The organism is Acidobacteriota bacterium (assembly GCA_022562055.1).
Taxonomy (GTDB): Bacteria; Actinomycetota; Acidimicrobiia; order Spongiisociales; family UBA5794; genus BMS3BBIN02.
On sequence record JADFQA010000018.1, the window covers coordinates 40,122 to 61,800 of the forward strand.

22 protein-coding genes are annotated in these 21,679 nt (G+C 59.2%); 8 read left to right on the forward strand and 14 right to left on the reverse strand.

The features are described from left to right. The first annotated feature begins 92 nt into the window (after positions 1–92). The 4 genes from IIC71_07915 to IIC71_07930 all read left to right on the forward strand — a co-directional run bounded on the left by IIC71_07915 (position 93) and on the right by IIC71_07930 (position 3,185). Entirely contained in the window at positions 93–1,274 is a 1,182-nt protein-coding gene (locus IIC71_07915) for a hypothetical protein (GenBank protein MCH7669110.1), read from the forward strand. An 82-nt stretch (positions 1,275–1,356) separates the two neighbouring features. Beyond that, positions 1,357–1,941, forward strand: coding sequence for a cupredoxin domain-containing protein (locus IIC71_07920; GenBank protein MCH7669111.1), 585 nt, complete (start codon positions 1,357–1,359; stop codon positions 1,939–1,941). Between the two features lie 24 nt (positions 1,942–1,965). After that, positions 1,966–2,517: a sigma-70 family RNA polymerase sigma factor gene (locus IIC71_07925; GenBank protein MCH7669112.1), complete on the forward strand. Its 552-nt coding sequence runs from the start codon at positions 1,966–1,968 to the stop codon at positions 2,515–2,517. After that, positions 2,514–3,185 carry an anti-sigma factor gene (locus tag IIC71_07930; GenBank protein MCH7669113.1) on the forward strand — a complete coding sequence of 224 codons (672 nt, stop codon included), beginning with the start codon at positions 2,514–2,516 and terminating at the stop codon, positions 3,183–3,185. Before IIC71_07925 ends, IIC71_07930 begins: the two co-directional genes overlap by 4 nt. A gap of 62 nt (positions 3,186–3,247) precedes the next feature. Here the strand turns inward: IIC71_07930 and IIC71_07935 are convergent, their stop codons facing one another. The 9 genes from IIC71_07935 to IIC71_07975 all read right to left on the reverse strand — a co-directional run bounded on the left by IIC71_07935 (position 3,248) and on the right by IIC71_07975 (position 12,512). Further along, the gene (locus IIC71_07935) at positions 3,248–4,399 is read right to left on the reverse strand and encodes a cystathionine gamma-synthase (protein MCH7669114.1); all 1,152 of its coding nucleotides are present in this window, start codon (positions 4,397–4,399) and stop codon (positions 3,248–3,250) included. Beyond that, positions 4,392–5,348: a pyridoxal-phosphate dependent enzyme gene (locus IIC71_07940; protein MCH7669115.1), complete on the reverse strand. Its 957-nt coding sequence runs from the start codon at positions 5,346–5,348 to the stop codon at positions 4,392–4,394. The genes IIC71_07935 and IIC71_07940 overlap by 8 nt, the downstream gene beginning before the upstream one ends. Before the next feature lie 83 nt (positions 5,349–5,431). Further along, complete coding sequence (locus tag IIC71_07945) at positions 5,432–6,433, reverse strand: HD domain-containing protein (protein ID MCH7669116.1); 1,002 nt, start codon at positions 6,431–6,433, stop codon at positions 5,432–5,434. After that, positions 6,434–7,342: a phosphonate ABC transporter, permease protein PhnE gene (gene phnE / locus IIC71_07950; GenBank protein ID MCH7669117.1), complete on the reverse strand. Its 909-nt coding sequence runs from the start codon at positions 7,340–7,342 to the stop codon at positions 6,434–6,436. It abuts the gene before it with no gap. Beyond that, positions 7,339–8,718, reverse strand: coding sequence for a phosphonate ABC transporter, permease protein PhnE (phnE, locus tag IIC71_07955; GenBank protein ID MCH7669118.1), 1,380 nt, complete (start codon positions 8,716–8,718; stop codon positions 7,339–7,341). Before phnE (IIC71_07955) ends, phnE (IIC71_07950) begins: the two co-directional genes overlap by 4 nt. A 2-nt stretch (positions 8,719–8,720) precedes the next feature. Continuing rightward, positions 8,721–9,488 carry a phosphonate ABC transporter ATP-binding protein gene (phnC, locus tag IIC71_07960; protein MCH7669119.1) on the reverse strand — a complete coding sequence of 256 codons (768 nt, stop codon included), beginning with the start codon at positions 9,486–9,488 and terminating at the stop codon, positions 8,721–8,723. Positions 9,489–9,679: 191 nt separating this feature from the next. Beyond that, positions 9,680–10,756, reverse strand: a complete 1,077-nt coding sequence (locus IIC71_07965) for a PhnD/SsuA/transferrin family substrate-binding protein (protein MCH7669120.1) — start codon at positions 10,754–10,756, stop codon at positions 9,680–9,682. Positions 10,757–10,942: 186 nt separating this feature from the next. Further along, positions 10,943–11,494 carry a hypothetical protein gene (locus tag IIC71_07970; GenBank protein ID MCH7669121.1) on the reverse strand — a complete coding sequence of 184 codons (552 nt, stop codon included), beginning with the start codon at positions 11,492–11,494 and terminating at the stop codon, positions 10,943–10,945. Between the two features lie 58 nt (positions 11,495–11,552). Further along, entirely contained in the window at positions 11,553–12,512 is a 960-nt protein-coding gene (locus IIC71_07975; protein MCH7669122.1) for a DUF3152 domain-containing protein, read from the reverse strand. 159 nt (positions 12,513–12,671) lie between these two features. Between IIC71_07975 and dnaX the strand changes: the two genes are divergently transcribed. After that, positions 12,672–14,528 carry a DNA polymerase III subunit gamma/tau gene (dnaX, locus tag IIC71_07980; protein ID MCH7669123.1) on the forward strand — a complete coding sequence of 619 codons (1,857 nt, stop codon included), beginning with the start codon at positions 12,672–12,674 and terminating at the stop codon, positions 14,526–14,528. Between the two features lie 4 nt (positions 14,529–14,532). Here dnaX and IIC71_07985 read toward each other — a convergent pair whose 3' ends face one another. Continuing rightward, positions 14,533–14,943: a hypothetical protein gene (locus IIC71_07985; GenBank protein MCH7669124.1), complete on the reverse strand. Its 411-nt coding sequence runs from the start codon at positions 14,941–14,943 to the stop codon at positions 14,533–14,535. 55 nt (positions 14,944–14,998) lie between these two features. Here IIC71_07985 and IIC71_07990 point away from each other — a divergent pair, with 55 nt between their 5' ends. Continuing rightward, a complete protein-coding gene (locus IIC71_07990; protein ID MCH7669125.1) occupies positions 14,999–15,217 on the forward strand; it encodes a dodecin domain-containing protein in 219 nt (72 codons plus the stop codon). A gap of 69 nt (positions 15,218–15,286) precedes the next feature. On the opposite strand, the gene IIC71_07995 is transcribed toward IIC71_07990, so the two are convergent. After that, positions 15,287–16,297 (reverse strand): NYN domain-containing protein, encoded by a 1,011-nt coding sequence (locus IIC71_07995; GenBank protein MCH7669126.1) that lies wholly within the window; start codon positions 16,295–16,297, stop codon positions 15,287–15,289. A gap of 667 nt (positions 16,298–16,964) precedes the next feature. Here IIC71_07995 and IIC71_08000 point away from each other — a divergent pair. Then, entirely contained in the window at positions 16,965–17,159 is a 195-nt protein-coding gene (locus IIC71_08000) for a hypothetical protein (GenBank protein ID MCH7669127.1), read from the forward strand. A 32-nt stretch (positions 17,160–17,191) separates the two neighbouring features. Here the strand turns inward: IIC71_08000 and IIC71_08005 are convergent, their stop codons facing one another. Both IIC71_08005 and IIC71_08010 read right to left on the reverse strand, forming a co-directional pair. Continuing rightward, positions 17,192–18,472, reverse strand: coding sequence for a HAMP domain-containing histidine kinase (locus IIC71_08005; protein MCH7669128.1), 1,281 nt, complete (start codon positions 18,470–18,472; stop codon positions 17,192–17,194). After that, on the reverse strand, positions 18,469–19,152 hold the full coding sequence (locus IIC71_08010; protein MCH7669129.1) for a response regulator transcription factor: 684 nt from the start codon (positions 19,150–19,152) through the stop codon (positions 18,469–18,471). The genes IIC71_08005 and IIC71_08010 overlap by 4 nt, the downstream gene beginning before the upstream one ends. 112 nt (positions 19,153–19,264) lie before the next feature. On the opposite strand from IIC71_08010, the gene IIC71_08015 reads away from it, so the two are divergent. After that, a complete protein-coding gene (locus tag IIC71_08015) occupies positions 19,265–19,939 on the forward strand; it encodes a hypothetical protein (GenBank protein MCH7669130.1) in 675 nt (224 codons plus the stop codon). Positions 19,940–20,018: 79 nt separating this feature from the next. Here the strand turns inward: IIC71_08015 and IIC71_08020 are convergent. Then, positions 20,019–21,679 (reverse strand): ABC transporter permease (locus IIC71_08020; protein ID MCH7669131.1); only part of this gene is annotated, 1,661 nt, incomplete at its 5' end.

A 21,679-nucleotide genomic window follows, 5' to 3' on the forward strand; every position in this document is an offset into this window, starting at 1 on the left:
TTGAGATTCCGAGAACCGTACCGCGATCCCGCTCGTATACCTGGAGACAGCAGTAGGAAGACCCTGCTTGCGCTGCAATGAGGAGTAGGAAAGTGAAACGACAGATTTTGATTCTGACGATGGTGTTCGGCTTGGTGGCCGCCGCCTGCAGTTCAGACTCGACAGATACAACTACCACAGCCGCGCCAACGACCACCGAGGCTGCAGCGGAAGACACCGCTCCTGCAACCGCACCGGCGACTATCACAGCCGTCGATCAAGTGAGTTCCGGCGACTCGGTGATCATCGAATCCGTAGACCTTCCGGCTGCAGGGTTTGTTGCGGTCCACAGCGACAGTGACGGCGGCCCGGGACAGATCATCGGCGTGTCAGACTTGTTGCCGGCCGGTGTTTCGACCGATGTCACTGTTGTTTTCGACACCATGATCGACGCTACCGCGACGGTGTACCCAATGGCGCACATCGACGGCGATGAAAATGGCGTGTACACGTCGGATGACGGTCCGGCGTTTGACGCCACCGGCGATGTTGCGGTCACTGCGATCATACTGGGTATCGCACCCGCGTCTCAGCCTTCCAGTCTCGATGCCAAAGACCAAGAGTCCGACGGTACGAGTGTCGTCATTGCTTCGGTCACCCTGCCTTCACCAGGATTCATTGCGGTCCATGCGGATGCCGACGGTGGACCGGGACCGGTTATCGGACACTCCGATTTGCTGCCCGCAGGGACAAGCACCGATGTTGTGGTCGTGTTTGACTCAATGATGTCTACATCTGGAGATGTCTACCCAATGGTTCACATCGACCTTAATGGTGACGGCAACTACACGTTCGCGCCACCCGACAATGCAATCGACCTGCCAGGCCTCACCGAAGACGGCGATGTCGCCGTCACGAAGATCACGCTGACCGTTGCGCTTGCAATGTCACCGTCTGCGCTTACCGCCGACGCACAGACCAGCGACGGTACGACGATCGTCATCGCTTCGGTGGCTCTTCCAGCGCCCGGATTCGTGGCGGTCCATGCGGATGCCGACGGATCCCCCGGGCCAGTAATCGGGCACTCCGAACTGCTTCCAGCAGGGACAAGCACCGACGTGGTCGTGGTGCTCGACGAACCGCTCACAAGTTCCACAACGTTGTGGCCGATGATCCACATCGATCTCGATAGTGACGGTATTTACACGTTCCAGCCACCGGACAACGCCATCGACCTACCTGGCCTTACGGCAGACGGCAAGGTCGCTGTCATACCGGTAGAGATATCGTTGTAATACCCTGTGCTCGGGGTGCCGCCAAATACGGCGACACCCCGAGACCAAACAGGGAAATCTGACCTAGCAAAGGACACCCATGATGACAACCAAAACCCCGGCGAACAGCAGACTCATCGCCCTCATCGCTGCAGCGCTTCTCGTTTTCGCTGCCTGCTCAAGTTCGACAGATGCAACAACCGCCGCTCCAGCAACAACCGCGGCCCCGGGGGCTGCCTCGGCTCCAGCAACGACTGCCGCTCCAGCAACGACTGCCGCTCCAGCAACGACTGCCGCTCCAGCAACGACTGCCGCTCCAGCAACGACTGCCGCTCCAGCAACGACTGCCGCTCCAGCAACGACTGCCGCTCCAGCAACGACTGCGGCTCCAGCAACAACCACGGTCCCCACCACAGAGCAACCGACATCTGCGGGATCGGCTGCGGTGAGTATCGTGAACTTCAGTTTTAACGATCACACCACGACGGTATCTGTGGGGGACACAGTTACGTTCACCAACAATGAAGCTGGAATTGCGCACACGACTACAGCAATCGAAGGATTGTGGGACTCAGGCAATATGAACAGCGGCGACACATTCGACATTACCTTCACCGAAGCCGGGACATTTAATTTCTTTTGCAGCATCCATCCGTCAATGACGGGCACGATCACGGTCACCGAATAGACAGCAACCACATGAGGCGACCCCTTGGCGAACCCGAAAACTCTCAGTGATCATCGCCTTTTCGAGGCGTTCTCCAAACGCGATGAAGCGGCGATACGGGAGGTGTACCGGCGATACGGTGGTGCGGTTTTCGGCATTGCGATGAGAATCCTCAAAGACCGGGGTCACGCCGAGGAAGCGACACAACGAGCGTTCGTCAACGCCTGGCAGGCAGCGGACCGCATCGACCCGTCGCGGGACGTCGGACCGTGGCTGTACACAATTGTTCGCCGGGTCGCAATTGACGTCTATCGACGAGAAAGGAGGCACGCTGTGTCAAACCTTGACGACCGAGAAATTGCCGGCGTGCCGCCGTCGGTTGACGGGGCGTACGAAGAATGGCAGGTGCGCCAGGCGGTCTACGAACTCCCACAAGAGGAGCGTGATGTCCTACGTCACACCTACTTCCTGGGTTATACCCAGGAGGAGACCGCCGAGAGACTCGACATCCCGCTAGGCACCGTGAAATCGCGATCGCATAGAGCACACAGAAAACTTGCCTACAGCCTGCATGATTTTCAGGAGGCGAGCGCATGAACTGCCACGACGCAAGAACCGCCATGCTGGCCAGCGACTCCTCGTCCGCTGTCCGCACACATATTGAAGGTTGCGCCGACTGTCGACGCTGGGAATCCACGACGGTATCTGTCCATGCGACCCTAAACAGTCAGTCGCTGTGGTCCGAGCCGCCTGCGGGTCTTGAAGACTCCGTCGTGGCAGCGATCAAGGGTGTCGATACTCGCCCGACAATTGAATCAACGTCGGCGGTATCACGTGTGCCAAGCTGGAAGTCGCGACGCAGTACCGTCCTTGTTGGCTCGATCGCCGCCGTAGCGATCCTCCTCGTCGGCTTGTTCGCTGTCCGATCGGCCCCGGAACCCGACTGGTCTGTGGCTCTGGTAGGCACCGAGAGCGCACCGGCGGCGACGGCAACAGTGGTCGGTTTCAACTCCGCTGCGGGAGGCACGCGGGTCGTGTTCGAAGCGCCCGACCTCGGCGCAGCCCCAGAGGGGTTCATCTACCAGCTTTGGTTCTCGAAGGAATCAGGCGATGTATCAGCCGGAACCTTTGCCGATGCTTCCCATGTCGAGCTGTCGATCGGCGTCCTGCGCTCCGAGTTCCCAGCGGTTTGGCTCGGACTCCAACCGGTCGGTATGGATCGCGCTGCCGACGCAGAAGTCCTACTCGTACCAGAAGCCGACTAACTCCACGACCCGGTGCGCTGAGAATGTGCTAGCCGGATTACTCCAGAGAACTGCAAGACACGCTAGCCCAGGGCTCTGTCGAGATCGGTGATCAGATCGTCGATGTGTTCAATGCCGACCGAAAGCCGCACAAGGTCCGCCGGCACCTCGAGATCGGTTCCGCCGACACTCATGTGGGTCATCAAAGCAGGCACCTCGATGAGGCTCTCAACACCCCCGAGGCTCTCTGCAAGGATGAACACCCCGGTTGCTGAGGCCATCGAAGCTGCCGCATCGACACCGCCCTTTGGTATTAGCGAGAGCATCCCGCCGAACCCAAACATCTGACGTTTTGCCAGTCCATGATTGGGGTGGTTCTCCAGACCGGGGTAAAAAACACGGTCGACACGTGAGTCCTGTTCCAAGAAACGAGCGATCGCCATTGCGTTTGACTGGTGCCGATCCATCCGCACCGCAAGAGTCTTGATTCCGCGAAGCACGAGATATGCGTCGAAGGGACCGGGTACCGGGCCGGAAGCGTTCTGCAAGAACCGGAACTCCTCCAACAACTCATCGCTCCCCGTGATCAGCGCCCCACCGACGGTGTCGGAATGCCCACCAAGGTACTTCGTCGTCGAATGGAGCACGATGTCGGCGCCAAAACTGAGCGGCTTCTGGAGATACGGCGACGCAAACGTATTGTCAATGCACACGAGGGCGCCATGCGAATGGGCGATTTCGGTCACGGCCGCGATGTCGATAATCCGAAGCATCGGATTTGTCGGAGTCTCGACCCAAACCAGCTTTGTCTCGGGGCGGATAGCTGCCTCAAGCGAGTCAAGGTCGGTCATGTCCGGCGAGGAAATCTCGATTCCGTGCCGAGAAAACACCTGGGCGAACAGCCGATACGTCCCACCATACGCATCATTTGGCAACACAACATGGTCTCCAGGCTTCAGCATGTATCCAATGATGCCGGTCGCGGCAAGACCCGATGATGTCGCAATACAACCACCGGGACTGCCTGGATCGATACCTTCGAGCGACGCCAACGCAGTTTGTAAGGCTGTCCGCGTGGGGTTGTCGGTCCGCGAGTACTCATAGCCGGTGTGTTGGCCCGGTGCGGTTTGTGCGTATGTTGACGTCGCGAAAATCGGTGTGACAACTGCTCCGGTAATCGGTTCTGGCTCTTGTCCGACGTGGATCGCCCGCGTCTCAAAGCGCTCTTCACTCATCGAGCATGCCCTTCTCGCGCATCCAATCGTCATTGAAAATTCGCGAAACATAGTTGCGGCCAGAGTCGGGGATGATCACTACAACGAGATCGTCCGGTCGTGCCTTGGCAACTCGAAGGGCGCCAACGACTGCCATCCCACCAGACCCGCCGACAAGGATCCCTTCCTGTGCAGCGACGCTCCTCGCCATCGTGAACGCCTCTTTATCACTCACCTTCTCGTATGAGTCGATCACCGTCGCGTCAAAGTTTTCGGGATAGAAATCCTCACCGACACCTTCGATCAGATACGTGTGGACGTCGGCTTCTGTGTCCGCTGTGTAAATAGACCCCACCGGATCGACACCGACCGTGTGGATCTCAGGGTTCATCGACTTGAGATAGCGCGCAACACCGCACATCGTGCCCGCAGTTCCTACGCCAGCGACGTACACCCCGATTTGCCCATCGGTTTGGCGCCAAATCTCGGGACCTGTGCTTGTTACGTGTGCCTGCGGATTTGCTGGGTTCGAGTACTGGTCCGGGTGGTACGAGTTTGGCGTTTCGGCAGTGAGGCGGGCGGCCACCGAGTAGTACGAGGTCGGATCGTCCGGTTCAACATCGCTGGGACAAACAATCACCTCGGCGCCGTATGCTCGAAGCAGGTCTTGTTTCTCGACCGATTGTTTGTCAGCCATGACCGCAATGAGCTTGTAGCCCCGGAGCGCAGCGACCATCGCGAGACCAACACCGGTATTGCCGCTGGTTGGTTCAACGATTGTTCCACCCGGCTTGAGCCACCCGTTTTCTTCGGCACGCTCGATCATGCCGAGGGCAATTCGGTCCTTTATGGAACCACCCGGATTCATGAATTCAATCTTCGCAACCAGGTTTCCCGGTGGGTGCAGACGACTCAACCGAACAAGCGGGGTCTCGCCGATTGCCTCGACGATGTCGTCACGGATGTCCATGAGAGCAAGGGTAGTCGCGCGAGGCTTTGTCGTTGGTGTGCCCGCGTGCGCTCGCGATGCCGAATGTCGAACCAGGGCTCGCGTCAGTCGAACAGGCGCGGCCTGAACAGATCGTCGTGCATCTTTAGCGCAAACCGATCGGACATGCCGGCCACATAGTCAAGAACCTGGGTCGTCGGGTCAGATCCTGGATGCCGGTACGACGATGGTATCTCCTCGTTGTGGAGCAGGTAGTAATCGACAAGGTCCTGCACGATTCCGAGAACCTTTCGTCGGGTCGGCTCGGTCTCGGCACGGAGGTACACCCGCTCGAACATGAAGGACCGCAGCGTGTGCATTGCCTCAAGCGCGGTCGACTCCATCACGAGTTCACCGGTCGCCAGCGATTCGTCGACCACCGCCTCCACCATCGAGGCGATCCACTCTCGGCCGGGGTCGCCGAACCGCTGTGTCGCGTGGCTCGGTATGTCGTCAAGCGTGATCACACCTGCTCGGATCGCGTCTTCGACATCGTGGGCCAGGTATGCAATGCGGTCAGCAAACCGACAGACGAATCCCTCTGCTGTTGCCGGAGCCTCTTCGATCCGCCACGAGTGCGCACGGACACCGTCGAGAACTTCCCAGCTCAGGTTGAGCGGCTCAAGCACCTCAAAGACGCGCACACCCTGCGCGGAATGCAACCACTCGCCAGTCACATATCGCGACAGAGCCTCTTCCCCCGTATGGCCGAACGGAGAATGGCCAACATCGTGTGCGAGGCAAATCGCCTCGGTCAGCGATTCGTTCAGCGAGAGGTTTCTCGCAATCGATCGCCCGACCTGGGTCACTTGGAGAGTGTGGGTCAAACGGGTGACGTAGTGATCGCCCTCTGGATTGATGAATACCTGGGTTTTGTGTTTCAGTCGGCGAAACGCTTTGGAATGCAGAATATGATCTCGGTCGCGCTCGAAAGCTGTTCGATACGGGTCGAGGGCCTCGTCCAACGCACGGCCCCGCGACTGACCTGAAAGGGTCGCCCCTGGCGCCAAGTATTCGGCCTCGAACCGTTCCTCGTCCTCCCGTGTTCGCCGACGAAACTCCGCCACCTAGGCCTCCCGGGTCTCGACATTCGGTGGCGCAACGTCACCGATGATCGTTCCAAACGCCCGCGATACGGGGCCAGTGCCTGCGTGCCCGGCGATGATTCGGCGTCGAATGCCCGCCGAAATAGCGTCGATAATGAGAACCACGACGATGGTCAGAATCAGCGCAGCGCCCGCCTTCGGCCAGTCGTCACGAAATCTCAAGCGACCAACAATCTCTGCGCCGATCCCACCGGCGCCGATCATGCCGAGCACGGCAGATGCACGAATGTTGATCTCAAATCGGTACAACCAATACGCGAGAATGTTTGGCATCGCCTGTGGCACGACACCAAACCGCATGGCCTGAAAACGCGTCCCGCCGGTCGCCTTGACCGCCTCGATCGGTCCGGGATCGACACCCTCAACCACCTCAGACGTGAGCTTGCCGAGCGTCCCGATCGAATGGATGCCGATGGCGAGTACGCCCGTGAACGGACCCAAGCCGAAGGCGGGGATCAGCACAATTGCCAACACAAGCTCTGGGAACGCCCTAATCCCCGAGAGCAGGCCCCGGACGGGGCCGGTCAACCAACCCGGAGCCATATTCGTCGCGGCCATAAAACCGAGCGGAAATGAGAACACAGCCCCGATGATCGTCGCAATCCAGGCGACGTAAATTGATTCGAGAAGCTTGTTGAAGCTCCTAGAAATATCGGACCAGTCAGGCGGCAACAGACCGCCAAGCAGCCCCCATATCTGTCCCGGTGCCCGCCCGATCGCGCCCCACGATAGTTCGAGACCGAGCACTCCCCAGATGTAGGGAAGCCCGATGACAAGTATCAGTATCCATCGCAGCCGCTTCGGCCAATCCGGTTCGTCAGGGCGTTCTGTCCCTCCGACTACGTCGGGAGCAAGATCCGGGACGGTCATATGATCCTCCTCCTCACCGCAATAGACACGATCTCAATGAGAATCACGGTTACAAAGATCACCAGAACGATCGCCATCACCTGATCCCATTGGAAGAAGTTACGACGTTCATCAAGCAGACGCCCGATACCGCCGGCGCCGATGAAGCCGAGGATCACCGATGCTCGCACGTTAAGTTCCAGAACGTACAGCCCGTACGCAACGTAGTGAGGCACGACTTGGGGAAACGCCGCCGACTTCACCATCTGCCAATGGCTTGCGCCGGTCGATCTTGCAGCCTCAAGCGGACCCGGATCGATCGCGTCCACCGTCTCGGACAACAACTTCGCCATGATCGCAATCGAAAACATGATCATCGCGAGGGCACCCGGGAACGGTGATCCGAATCCAACAGCCGCAGCAAACAGGATCCCCCAAAAAAGATCCGGAATCGTTCTGATGACGTTCATGATCGACTTGGCAATCCAATACACCGTCTGGTTGGGTGTCGTGAGTCGCGAGGCTGAGAACGCCAACGGGACGGCGACCAACACACCCGTCGTCGCCCCGACGACAGCGATACGCAACGTCTCGACATACGGCGCCCAGAGCACAAACGTCTCGGGCTGGCCGATGGACTTGGACCAAGTGAAGTCGGGTGGCCAGAGCTTCTCGGCTAGCGCCGTCACCTCCGAACTGCGAATGATCAACTCAAAAACGGAAAAGTCGATCTTGTTGAAAGCAAGCATTGTGAACACCGCGGCGCCGGTGACAGCAATCACGACGGCGTTTCCGAGCACGAAACTCGTCGCCACCGCCAACCCGACACCGAGCGTAATCAGCCCCACCCAGACGTGGAATACCTGCTCGATGATCTGGAACTCACCCCGTTTGATCGCCCGGTCGGTGATCGGCTCGAGATATCCAACGTCCGTACCTGCCTGGAGCGCAAGGAACGCAGCCGCGGCAAAGGCGAGACCGATGAACACAATCGCTGAAGGGTTGGTGCCCTTGCGGTTGTGGAAAACAACCCATCCAACGACGATGCCGAACAGCAACCATCCCAACGACGCGCGCATCGACAGCCGCCAGGTGATCACCGTCGTGCGGGCCGCGATCGGGGCGATGTACAGCTTGAGACCAACCGCTCCAGCGGTGATCAACGAGAGCAAATCAACGAGACCGCTGCGCACGTTCGGCCTGGCGGTTGCGCCGAGGAGCGCGAGCAAGCCGTACGCAATGAGACCGTAGACAGCGCCGCGGGCTGCGGAATTGATGTCAAGCGCACCGAAAGGAATCGAGAGCACGACGGCGACGACAACGAGTCCGACGTACTTAACCGAGCGAGGGGGCTCAGTAGGTCGTTCCGTGACGATCGGATCGTCGGCGATCGTCACGGTTATGCGTCCTGCAACATATCGTCGGGGGTAATTGCACGGCCGTAGATCTGGCGAAAGATCGCGTCGTCTACGTCGTGGATGTTGCCGTCGTACACGAGCTTGCCGTCGCGGAGACCTATCAAACGCTGCCCATACTGGCGGGCAAGATCGAGGAAGTGCAGGTTTATCAGGGTCGTGATGTTGAGGTCCTGATTGATCTTCTTGAGATCGCGCATAACGATATGCGACGTCACCGGGTCAAGCGATGCCACTGGCTCGTCGGCGAGGATGACCTTCGGCTCCTGCGCAAGGGCACGGGCAATGCCAACCCTCTGCTGCTGACCACCCGAAAGGTTGGTGGCCCGCACATAGGCCTTTTCCACGATGCCGACACGCTCAAGAGCTTGCAGCGCAAGCTCCTTCTCTTCAGAAGGCCACATGCCAAGCATCGATCGCCACTTGGACACGTAGGCAAGCCGGCCCATCAGGACATTGTTCATCACCGTAGACCGCTTCACCAGGTTGAACGTTTGGAAGATCATCCCGATCTCGGACCGCAATATCCGTAACTCCGCCGCACTTGCTCCAACGACTTCCTGACCGTTGACGCTGACCGATCCTTCAACAACCGGAACGAATCCGTTGATGGCGCGTAGCAGGGTCGATTTCCCAGCACCAGAAAGCCCGACGATAACAACGAACTCGCCGTCTGCAATGGTCAGCGAGATGTTTTCCAGCGCCTTGAAGCCGTTCGGATAGACCACTGATGCATTCTTGAACTCGATCATGTCCCTACAAACCCTTCATCCACGGTGCCCCGATTCTAGGGACACGATCTCCGTCGCGCCTCGTAGTGTGAGCAGCCCTACAGATCTGCTTTGCATCGATTGCAGAGTTCGCCCTGGGACGCCGTCAGACACTGAAATGGGTCGCCACGGTACGTGGCGACCCATTTCGTCTCATGTTCGCCTCAGCGAATCTACGACTCGGAAATGCCCAGCTTCCGGACGGCCTCGCGGACCACGTCGAAGTCGGACTCGATTGCCTCGCGGATGTCGGTCCACCCGTAGATCTCGTCGAGAACGGCTTCGCCCTCTTCGGTCGCTAGGTAGGCGGAAATCGCCTTAAACATATCTTCAAGCAGAAGCGGCGGTAGATCGCCGTTCGCAGCCACAACATCGTTCGGTATGTCAGCGGTGATGTTGAAGACAATCACCTTCGAGCCGATATCGGGGTTCTCATTGCGGAGCGAACGACGAGCATCGTCGAATGAAAGGCCGATGTCGAAGCTGCCGTCATAGACAGCAGCAACGGCCGAATCATGCGAACCGAGGTATTCGTAGGTGATATCATTCTCAATATCGATGCCGAGGTTCAACAACTGGAGCTGCGGGTACACAGTGCCTGACGTGGACGTGGCGCTCGTGAACGCAATCTTTTTCCCAATGACCTTGTCAAGGCTCGCGTTGCAGACAAGTCCCTGGTCGACAACGGTGCCGTCTTCAAGAGTCTCTGGGCCGAGAACGCCGTCGGTGTACTGCCAGCCCACTTGGAGCGCCTTCACCTCCGTGACATCCAAAATAGTGGCTACACCGTTGACATTCTCAAAACCACCAATGACGGGCTCCGAATCGCAGATGCTCGCATCTGCCGTGAACCACTGGCCGTGGTAGAGGTCAGACCCGAACCGTACCGATTGTGCAAGCACAATGATCGATGGGTACTGGTCCTTGGCCTGCACGTAGCCCAATGGTCCGAATGCACCAAAGTCGGCTCCACCGGTTCCCATGGCAACAACGAGACCGTTGTAGTCAGCAGTCACAATACCCTCAACCTCGATACCGAGAGTCTCGGACAAATACTCCATGAACGGTGTGATGGCGTCGTTGAGCGTTTCTGCCCGCTCAGATGGGATGAAGCCGAAGATGACCTTGTCAGGCCAGTCAGCCATCGGGTCCTCCATTGCGGCTTCGGTTGTGGTCGGGTTGGCATCGCCACCACAGGCGGCAACCGCTAACGCAAACACGGCAAGCAACGTAAATAGCTTTGCTTTCATTATTTTGACGATCCTCCGTCTAGTTTTGGAGCCATAGAGGGAACTCCAGAAGCCCACTCCGGTCCGCAAGGCTAGGCGATTCGGCGTGTTTTCACACATTAAAAGGGCACTTTCGTCGCCAGAATCGAGGAATGTTTTCGCGATTGATGGGCGTGGATCACGGCGAATCCCGGGCTTCAGGAGACCTCAGCCCTGATTGAGTTGTTCGATAACCGCGACGAAGGCCGGCCAGTCGTCGATGTCTCGCGTACCGGCGACCGGCTTGTTCCATGGGCGAACGAACCTGCACATCACACGATCGGGACGCATACGATGAATCGTCTCAACCTGACCGGGTGAGTCATCTAGGTACACATCACAGTCCACGCGCCATTTCTCGATTGTGATGTGTATTTCTCGTGTTGGGATCTTGTTGTCCGATAACCACGCAAGTGTGTCGTGGACTGCCCAGTCTGGCTTTGTAGTGATGATTACGATGTCGTGGTCGACGGCGAGTCCGGCCAGCGACTCGAGCGCACCGGGCAAGGTATCGAGATGGCGAAAGATGGACGGACGATCGCCTTGTTCGGCCCAATGCCAGAACTCGCCCATGTGCTCGAAATGGGAGATGTCAATAGGCCCGTCCCAAGTCCGCACCATGTCCTTGCTGAGATCAGTTCCGAATTGCTCGTTGTACAGACGGATCCAGCCGCCATTGAAGTCAGCAACGACGCCGTCAAGATCGATACCTAGTCGCATCGGGCGACTCTAGTGGTACGAAATCGAAACACACGGCCACCGGCGCCAAGGATCGCGGTTACCGCTCGTTCTCCAGCGGCCAGCCGTTTATCTCGCAGGCGCCGACGCCTTTTGTCTGCTGAGCCATGACAGGAGCCGGCCTTCCGGCAACCGAACACAGTCGGTGACCGTGGCCAAGCTGATGGCCTACCTCGTGGTTGAGTAGGTAGGCACGATACGTTGCCATGTCTGCCCCGAACGCCTCGGCGCCGCTCTCCCACCGCATGAAGTTGATCACGACACGGTTGCCGCTGCGGCACGAGTAGATGCCGCCGGTCCGCAGCGGGGAACACAGTCTGTCGGTCAGGCCCGGAGAAGCGAGCACCAGTCGGAAGTCGTAGTCCGACCCTGAGGTCTGCTGAAGAGACACCTCGCCGCCGCCGACCCAACTGCGGGTGTCGCCAAGCACCAATCCGACGTATGTCGAGAAACAGTCCGCTTCGACGGGCAGCCCGTCTTCGATCTCAATTCGGTATTTGTAGGTCCGGCCTTCGGTCCCTAACTCTGGTCCGTCCTGATCGCTAACCGACGTCGTACGCTGTGGTGTCGACTCGCCATCGGTAAGACACCCGGCGGCGAGTAATGCGATGCCCTCGTCCTGCTCGATACCAAGTTCCCCGAGCAAGAACACGGTGAGCGATGTCTGCGCTACCGGTGCCACAGCGCAATACAGCGGCGGAAAACCTGCGCAGTCCGATCCGAGACTCTCCGCACGCAGCAAGACGAGGTTGGCGTCTGTAAAGAACCAAGCCAGGTCCTGCTCGGTCGGTGTCAACGTGCGAGCAAAGTCAGTGGACGTTGGGACGCCGGCTGCAAGGGCACCGTTGCGTTGAGTGAACGGGTTAGAAATGTCGGCAATCAGAGGAACCCCGGGCAGCTCTCCCAAGGCGGTCGTATCGTCAGCCAGCACCGACCCGGCACCGGCGATGGTGAGCACGACGACCAGCGCGGTCGCGGCTCTGCCCAATCGGCGCAGCATGTATGTTGTTCTTTCGGAAAGCCTTACCTTACTCCGCCGCGAACAGTATTAGTGAGGTCGCGAAAATCCGGGTATTTCCAAGACACACGGGTATTTTCGTGGTGCAAAGAATTGCGGGGATGGGCGGCACGGTTTGGCACTGCACTACCATCGGGACATATGGAACACCAAGCGCTGTACCGCAAACACAGACCACAGAGATTCGATGAAGTGATCGGCCAGGACCACGTCACCCAGACGCTGGCGCGTGAGATCGTCGATAACAAGGTCGCCCACGCGTACCTGTTTGCAGGACCACGGGGCACGGGCAAAACCACCACGGCTCGCCTGCTCGCAAAGGCCCTGAACTGCACTGACCGGCAAGCAAATGGGGAGCCCTGCAACGATTGCGATTCGTGTGACGGTGTCACCCGGGCGACGTCGATTGATGTGATCGAACTCGACGCCGCGTCTCACAACAAGGTCGAAGACATTCGCGAGATCCGCGTCAACGTCGGGACTGTGGCTGCAGCGGGGGGGGCGCACCGGATCTACATTCTTGATGAAGCGCACATGTTGTCGCGGGCCGCTGGCAACGCCCTCCTCAAGACACTTGAAGAACCACCGGCCCATGTCGTATTCATCCTTGCGACGACCGCGCCGTACAAGGTTCTGGATACGATTCGCAGCAGATGTCAACGCTTCGACTTCCATCCCGTCGGGGTCGACACCCTGGTTGACTACCTCGCCGATATTTCGCGCCGAGAGTCCTTTACTGCTGACAACCAGGCGCTGTCGCTAGTCGCAAGCCATGCGCGCGGATCGGTGCGCGACGCCCTAAGTCTCCTTGAACAGATTGCCGCGCTCGGCGCCGGCACGGTTGATACGGCCGGAGTGACGAAAGCGTTAGGTCTGCCGGACTCTGATGTGTACGCGACTCTTGCTAGAGCGATCGTGGAACAGGATGCCCCAGCGGCGCTCGGCCTGGTTGCGCATCTCGCATCCCAAGGCACCGACCTCCGTAGGTTCATCGCGGAGGCTGTCTCGTTTTTCCGCGGGGTGTTTCTTGCCCAATACGCACCGCATCTCGAGGAGGTGGCTGACGAGTCGAGCGATACCCTTGCCGAGTGGCGGAAGGTAGCTGAGACGATGCCGGTCGCTGACGTCCTCCGGTCGGTCGACCAACTTGCTGAGACGCTACTCAACCTACGTCAAGGGCGCGAAGAACGGCTAGTTGTCGAGTTGGCGGTGCTGCGTCTAACGCGTCCGGAGATTGCACCAGATATGGAAGCACTCGACATCCGTATGTCACGCCTTGAAGGCCGGGTTCGCGAACTCATCGAAAAGGCGGCGACCGCGGCACCGAAACTTGCCGAAGAACCTCCCCAACGTAGCTCGCCACCAACAATCTCCGCGGTGGGTTCGGTCACAACAACCACCCAGCCCCAATCGCCGGCAAGCGTCCCGACAGCGACGAGTGTCCCAACCCTAGAAACCGACGATGCCGACGCACCAAAAGCAAATGTCGTCCCTGTGGCTGACGAAACACGGGCTCCAGAATCGCCACCGGTCGCAGAACTTACCCTGAGCCAATACGAGGCGATGTGGCCATCCCTCGTGGCGAGGATTAGGGATATCGTCGGGCCGCGACGACACGCCCTCCTCAAGGAGGCTGTCCCGGCGAAGGTCAACGGCGGTGAACTAGTACTCGCTGTACCCGAGCACCTCGCGTTTCATCTTGAGCAACTTTCACACGACGATGAGTTGATACAAGCGCTTGGCCGGCTTGCGTCGGGGGATGCCGGGGGAACAGTCACGATACGATTCGAAGGTGGAACGCCAGGTACGACGGGTGCGGACGTTGCCGAGTCCCAACCTAGCGGATCGGGACGCCCCCACCTCCAGGCGGTTAAGGAGCCAGACCCCGTTCCGGAACGAGCACCCGACCGTGACGACTTGTTCGACGCAGGAGAGGCCGGCACCGACCCGACTGCGCTAGTTCAGGACATCCTCGGTGGCGAAATCGTGGATGAGTAGCGTTCTAGGACAACACCGAACCGACGACCGCGAAGATCACCACGACGGTCGATATCCACACCAAAAGCGCCGTTGCGAATCGAAGCCACCACACAGCCCACGTTGACGCTCTTGCTGCTAAGCGCCCCCCCAGCCACCACCACAGCGGCAACGAAGTGACAAGACCGACCACGACGACGGTAAGCCTGCTCGCCTCGATGAAATCAATCGCAAAGACCCACGCGGTTGGCACGACCAGCAGAAAAACGAGTGCCCCCAGGTGGTTTATCGAGGTGTCGCCTACCGGTCCTGAACTATTAAAACCACGACCAAGGGCCAACGAAACGACAAGAAGCGGAACGATGAGGGCCTGGGCGCCTCCCCAAAATGCATCGACACCGACTCTTTGATCTCTGAAGCTGTTGGAATGCCGCACAGGGCAAGAGTACCCTGCCGCGACGAACAGCGAGAGCTAAGAGAGGGATCGGACTATGTCGGCGTTTATTGAGTCAGGGGCTATCAAGGTCATCGAAATTATTGGCGTTTCAGGAGTCAGTTTTGACGACGCGGTGATTCAGGCCGTCGACAAAGCTTCAGAGTCAATTAGCGGTATCACCGGTATCGAGGTCCAGAAATTTAACGCCAAGGTCTCAGACGGCAAGATCGTCCAGTACCGCGCAAGCCTAAAACTCGCTTTCACTGTTCACTAACCGGCACTGAATCCGGCCACGACAACCCGGCCACTTGGCTGCGGGGCGGTCCAAGGATGCCCCGCCGGATCAGCCCTTGGCGGAAACGCTGTAGGAACCATCCTCTTCGTCGAATGACAGCTCCACTATGCCCTTGGCGGTTGCAGCCTTTACGAATTGGAGGAAACCGGTGTAGCCGAAGCGTTTCTCTGTGAACGATGGGTCATTTTTGCGCATCCTATCTTTGAGACCCGAGAGTGAAACAGCGCCGCTCTTTTGGTCAGAGGCGATTGATCGAAGCATCTCGAACGCCTTCGCCTCTCCCTTACCTTCGGCGGGAAACGACACGACTGGATCGCCCTGACGGTCAGAGGTGTTGAGCTGAACCACGCCTCTTTCGTCAAGATTGCGCATCAGCTCACCGAACGATCTAAACCCGTAATCGTTTTCGGCGAACGTCGAGTCCTTCCTGAGCAACGCCCTCTTGAGCTGAGACGACCGCACGTCGTGGTCGCCCGACCGTAAAAGTCCCGAAAGTGTTCGCGAGAGCAGCCCGTCGAGACCTGCGAGATCCTTGACCTGTGGCTTCGGCTCGTCACGGCCGCGTCTGATGACTCGAGCTTGGGGTATGTCGACACCCGGGAGGTTCTCGTAGAAGAGAAACTCGTCACACGCAGGTGGAAGAAGCGCTGACGTCGAAGCCTTCAAGCCGACACCAATCACTTGCTTGTTGAGCTCGCGAAGCTTGTGGACCAGCGGAGAGAAATCGGAATCGCCGGTGCAGATGACAAACGTCGTGACGTACTCGCGTTCGAACGCGAGTTCAACTGCATCGACAGCCATCTTGATATCTGCCGCGTTTTTTCGGACCGCACCGCGACGTTGCGGGATCTCAATGAGTTCGACGTGGTTGTCCGTGAGCATCTGCCGGTCGGCTTGAAAATGCGACCAGTCGGCGTAGGCCCGCCGAACAACAACCCTGCCACGTTCTGCGAGCGCGTCGGCGATCGGACCGAAGTCAAAGACAATGCCAAGATCCTCCCGAGCCCCAATCGCAAGGTTTTCGTAGTCAATAAACAGGCCAATGCGAACGTCATCCATACCCCAAGCGTATCAGGATGCAGCACCGGCCTCCTCTACCAACGCACGACCACGACCGACCGTACCGATTCACGATCGAGCTCGGGACGCCAACGGCCGGTTCTGGCGTCCCCGGTCCGCTGTTTTAGTGCTCGCGGGGACGCCAGAACGAAGAGTTGGCTAAACGGCCGAGTGTGAGTGTCTCGCCGTTGCCTTGTCCGCCTCCCGCCACAACCATCGGAAGTATCGAATCGCTCGCCTGTAGCGGCCCTGTTCCCAGTAGTACACACCCTGGTCGAGCCGTGGCACCAGAGACGACTCGTCTTCCCACAAGTATGGAGACAGCAACGAGTACCGACGAGATGAGCATGAAAGACACAGCAAGGCGTAGCTTTCGCCACGCTTTTGAATAAAGCACCACCGGGACCCCATTTCTTTTATCCCACACGCACACTCCGCTGTGCGTGGTCTGTACCTGTGGCTCACAGCTATCGGAGCGTCCTCAGAGGCCGGTGCCTAGATCTGTCCAAACACCGATCAGGAACCACAGAGATCCGCTGACGAGAGAACAACACTCACCGAAATGCTCAACTACCAACGCACGGTACTGCTGCGCAAGTTGTCCGGTATCACTAAGCAGTAGGCCCTCACACGACTCGAGCCATCTGACCTGACCCTCGCCGGTTTGATGCGGCACCTCGATTTAGTCGATATCTACTGGTTCAGCGTTGTGTTGCAGGGCAAGCCGATGCCTCCAAAGTGGGCAGACGCCGACTGGGATGCCGACCCTGACTGGGAGATGGCGTCTGCAGTCGACTTCACTCTTGACGAGATCACCACCGACCTGATACGCGAGTCGATCGACGGATCCGCCGGTGACTGAGGCAGGAAAATTCATCAATCCGAGGCGTCGAGCTACGCCTTGGTCAGTCCCAAGGATATGACGATTTTCGGCCCGCCCTGCGGAGTCGTCTCGATCTGCAACCTTCCACCTGAGGCTTCTGCGGTCCGACGGACGATGTCGAGTCCTAGACCTGTCGACCCCGCCTCACTCCGTCCGCGCGCCGCCAAAGCTGGGTCGAAACCTGAGCCCTCGTCAGTCACCGTCAAGACCGCTATGCCTCCGTCGCCTGACACCACAACCGCGAAAGCCGTCCCCTCAGGCGTGTGTGCCATCACGTTGCCGAGCAGCGCATCGATCATCGCTGTCACGTCGGACTCCCCGGCATCGACCACCCACACGCCTTCATCAATCCGAAGGCGGCCAACGCGATCTTGCTCTTCCGCCAACGCACTCCAAAACTCGAACCGCGCGCTGGCGACCTCCGCAAGATCGCACGTCGGGTCGGCATCTGCGAGCGCGGGGCGACGAGCCGAACGGATGACAAAGTCGATCGTACGTGCGAGTTCGTCAAGATCGTTCATCAACCGCTTCCGAACTGCTCCATCAGCGACCGCCTCGACATCCAGCCGTACGGCGGTGAGCGGGGTCCGCAGTCGGTGAGACAGGTCAGCCGCCGCCTCGCGTTCGAGCCGCAGCAGTGTCGTAATTCGCCCAGCTAGGCGGTTTAGCTGCGCACCGACCTCGCGGACCTCCGGGGGACCCGAAGGAACAACTCTGGCATCGAGCTGTCCGTCGCCGAGTTTTGCCGCGACCGCCGACAGATCGCGTACCGGCTCGACAAGGGACCGACCCAAACGATCCGTGACCGCGAGCGCGATCAATACCAGCACAAGAGAAAGCATCCCTAGAATCACCCACGACCGAACCACACCTGCTGTCAGTTGGCTTGCCGTGACAAGTACACGGACGACAACGGCGTCCTCCTGTGTCGACACAACGACGGGTGCGTAAATCGCTTGACCCTCGGGGACGGGTGCCCGGAACGCCGCTCCACCCTGAGCGGTCGCCACATTCGAGTCGTTCGAGATCTCGTACCCGAACACCTCGTCGTTGACGATGACCGAAATGGCGAATTCTCTGCCATCGAGTTGCAGGTCGCCGACCGCGACAAGTAGATCGCCATCGCCTGCACCGATCGCGATAGCCCGAGTTACTCGCTCGATCTCACGTTCGGCAGCGGTGAGGGCACGATCGCTCGCCAAGTCGCGCACCAGAGTGGCCAACGGGACCAAGAAAGCAATGACAACCATTGCTGTAACAGCCCCAATGACGAGCATAAGCCGCTGTCTCACGCGGGCGGTTCAACCAGTTTCACCCCGACGCCGCGGCGTGTGTGGATGTAGCGTGGCTCGGCGGCCGTCTCGCCGAGCTTCTTCCTCAACCACGAAAGGTGCACATCGACCGTCTTGTCGGCCCCTCCGTATGGTTGACGCCACACCGCCGCGAGAAGCTCCCGTTTTGAGATCATCTTGCCGGGTCGTTCAGCGAGATAGGCGAGCAGATCAAACTCTTTGCCGGACAATTCCAACGGCCGACCTGCAAGAGTGGCCTCGTGGGCATCAGTATCGACCACGAGTTCCCCGACAGTGACCAGTCCGTCGCCTTCGCTCCGGCCCGATCGACGAAGCAACGCACGGATCCGAGCCTCGAGATGATCAGATGAAAATGGCTTCACGACGTAGTCATCTGCACCGGCGTCAAAGATTCGTACAATTTCCTCCTCGTCGTCACGAGCAGTGGCGACTATCACCGGCACCTGGCTGACGGCACGAATCATCTGGAGAGCGTCTGCGCCGTCAATATCGGGCAGTCCAAGGTCGAGAACGACCACGTCGATATCCCCACTCACCGCGCGCTGAACGCCGTCCATTGCGGTGGCAGTCGCCTCGACATCGTGTCCCCGCTCGGCTAGCCGAGTCGCGAGCGCTTCTCGAATTCGCTGATCGTCTTCTACGATGAGAATGCTGGCCATGGCTACAAAGATACACGCTGCGTGCGCCTGACCCGAGTCTATTTCGCATCCTTCACCGAGACTTATCCGCCGCTTATCCCACAGGCGAAGCTAGTAGGGCATCCTTACAGGCATGGAGCAGAAAGGCATCCCTGCAGGCATGAAGCACAAACTCACACTCATGAAGCACAAACTCACACTCATGAGGCGCAGCCTTACGGCCATGGAACAGAAGTCCATGATCGTGATGGCGTGGCTTACAGCCACCGTAGTATCCGTTCTCATCGCTTCGGCGGCAGTCGCCGGCATCAGAGAACGGGTTGCAGATACCCCGGTCGCCGCTGGCATACCAACCACAGTGACCGCGACAACCTCACCACCCGAAACCGATACAACGACACCTTTGCCGACAACGACAACTCCCGAAACGTCCACAACAACGACCTCGACCACGACAGTGGTCACCACGACTTCGATCCCCGAGACGGGAACCTCAGCGCCGTCCTCGCCGACAACGACGAGCACCACGACGCCAACGACGAGCACCACGACGCCGCCAACCTCCGAACCCCCACCGTTCGAGTTGACGGGCGGGTTTGTGTTGATCCGCGTCGGCCAGAATACGGTTGAGTTTGTTAGCGCCAGCCCGAAAACTGGCTTTCTAACGAAAGTCGAAAAGACGGGACCTGAAGAGGTGAAGGTGACGTTCACGAGTAACACTCATAAGTCAAAGTTCCGAGCCGAGTTTGAAGACGGCGAACTCGATGTGAGGATCAGGGAAGAATCCAATGACGATGACGACGACTGAACCTCGGTCTATTGAGTAGCCTGCCGATGCTGGCGCGAGTCTCAGCGACCGGTCCAACAATCGAGTGTGTGCAACCTGGTCACACGGCTGCTCGGCGTAGATGCGAGCTTGATGGTCGGCGCGTCGTGGCAAAGCCGACGGCACCGGCGAAGAGTGGAATCACAAACACGACAGCACCGATCGTCGACCACGGGACCACAATCGGCAATGCCGGGGTGGTCAATGCGTTGTAGATCGACACAGGCAGGAACCCGATCAGAACTGCCGGTATCGCTGCGATCGCCGTTACTAATAGCGCGCTACTACCAACGATTTTGCGGCGTGTCCACGGGCCGGCACCCACCGCGTCCATCACCGCCTGATCGCGCCGCGACTCGGCGCCAACCAAACCAAGCGCGACTCCAACGATCGCCAACGCCAGCAGGCCACTAACAACTACCACGGCAACCCGCAGGAGCGAGGTATCGAACCTGGTGTCCTCCAGAGCGAGAACCGAAGTCCCGGAGTAACGAGCAGCTATTGCACGGGCCGCCTCCAATTGCTCTCTTGAGATGGGTGGGTCCGCGGCAATCAACTGCTCCTGGTACGCGGCCGGAATCAGACCAAGTTCTGTAGCACGCTCGGCAGATACAACCATAGTGGGCAGTTCAACTCCCAACACGGGACCGGCGGCAACGACAGCCGGGATCGCCCGGTGACCCAACCAACACTGGCCCGGCTCTTCAAGACACGACTGTTCTGGGTTTCGCTGAAACAAGTAGGTCACATCACCGTCGACGAAATCCAGGTCGAACGCAATTGCGAACCCCATCTCAAGATCAGGTATCGACTCCTCGACGCCAAGAGCACGAAGCAAATCGGCGTCCCCGATGTACACCGCGCCTGACTGTACCGTTTCGCTCCCGGCGGCGCTTCGCTGGCCGGGCACAATGAAGTTGACGCGGGGCTCAAAGTGCGCGGGGAAGTCGTCACTGGACAAAGGATTCCGATCCGAGTCGTACGTCGCGGGGACGATCGTGGCCACGGACGCATCCGGGAACACCTTGTCGAGAAGTTCATTGATAAGGGGGTGCTCCCGGCCCCCAGCTCCTTCGTCGTTCCCAAAGAGACCGACGATCATATGGCTCTCCGCCATTGCAGGGGTCGCATTGTTGACGGCATCGTCAGTCAACATCACGGCAGCGGCTACCACCGGCATCGCCAGCGCGATGGCTGCGGCAGCAACCGCGCCGCTGGTGCGGCGCCCGTATCGGGCGGTCTCCCTAGCTGCGATCCGAAAAGAGAGCGGAAATCCCACTGCTACCCGACCGACCCAGGCCACCAACATCGGGATCGACGCCAGCACTCCAAAGACGATGCCAATCAATCCAATTGTCGGAAGTGCCGCACCGCCGCGGAGAGTGCCGACACCCGTGAGGACCACGCCGATCGCGATAGCGCCGACGCCTAACCCGGCGAGTCGTGCCGCCGAACGGGGCCGAGGCGCGCGACCCGCGAGTGCGTCAACGGTAGTGATCCGGGCTGCAGTACGTGCCGGACGCAGCGCTGAGAGCGTCGCCGCCACTACTCCCAACAGTGCACCCCCGACAATGCCGAGTATCGGAAACTCCAACGGACCTGAAACTCTTCCGACAATTCGATCCAGGTACGGTTGGGCGGCCAGCACACCCAATAGGCCTCCAAACACACCGAGTCCGGCGCCCACCGACCCAAGAACGACCCCTGAAGCAAGGGTCAAAG

Bases quoted from the DNA above. Each gene is read 5' to 3' on its own strand.
- IIC71_07920 (MCH7669111.1), top strand. From the start codon at position 1,357: ATGACAACCAAAACCCCGGCGAACAGCAGACTCATCGCCCTCATCGCT.
- IIC71_07930 (MCH7669113.1), top strand. From the start codon at position 2,514: ATGAACTGCCACGACGCAAGAACCGCCATGCTGGCCAGCGACTCCTCG.
- IIC71_07935 (MCH7669114.1), bottom strand. From the start codon at position 4,399: ATGAGTGAAGAGCGCTTTGAGACGCGGGCGATCCACGTCGGACAAGAG.
- IIC71_07940 (MCH7669115.1), bottom strand. From the start codon at position 5,348: ATGGACATCCGTGACGACATCGTCGAGGCAATCGGCGAGACCCCGCTT.
- phnE (MCH7669117.1), bottom strand. From the start codon at position 7,342: ATGACCGTCCCGGATCTTGCTCCCGACGTAGTCGGAGGGACAGAACGC.
- phnC (MCH7669119.1), bottom strand. From the start codon at position 9,488: ATGATCGAGTTCAAGAATGCATCAGTGGTCTATCCGAACGGCTTCAAG.
- IIC71_07965 (MCH7669120.1), bottom strand. From the start codon at position 10,756: ATGAAAGCAAAGCTATTTACGTTGCTTGCCGTGTTTGCGTTAGCGGTT.
- IIC71_07970 (MCH7669121.1), bottom strand. From the start codon at position 11,494: ATGCGACTAGGTATCGATCTTGACGGCGTCGTTGCTGACTTCAATGGC.
- IIC71_07975 (MCH7669122.1), bottom strand. From the start codon at position 12,512: ATGCTGCGCCGATTGGGCAGAGCCGCGACCGCGCTGGTCGTCGTGCTC.
- dnaX (MCH7669123.1), top strand. From the start codon at position 12,672: ATGGAACACCAAGCGCTGTACCGCAAACACAGACCACAGAGATTCGAT.
- IIC71_07990 (MCH7669125.1), top strand. From the start codon at position 14,999: ATGTCGGCGTTTATTGAGTCAGGGGCTATCAAGGTCATCGAAATTATT.
- IIC71_07995 (MCH7669126.1), bottom strand. From the start codon at position 16,297: ATGGATGACGTTCGCATTGGCCTGTTTATTGACTACGAAAACCTTGCG.
- IIC71_08000 (MCH7669127.1), top strand. From the start codon at position 16,965: ATGCGGCACCTCGATTTAGTCGATATCTACTGGTTCAGCGTTGTGTTG.
- IIC71_08010 (MCH7669129.1), bottom strand. From the start codon at position 19,152: ATGGCCAGCATTCTCATCGTAGAAGACGATCAGCGAATTCGAGAAGCG.
- IIC71_08015 (MCH7669130.1), top strand. From the start codon at position 19,265: ATGGAGCAGAAAGGCATCCCTGCAGGCATGAAGCACAAACTCACACTC.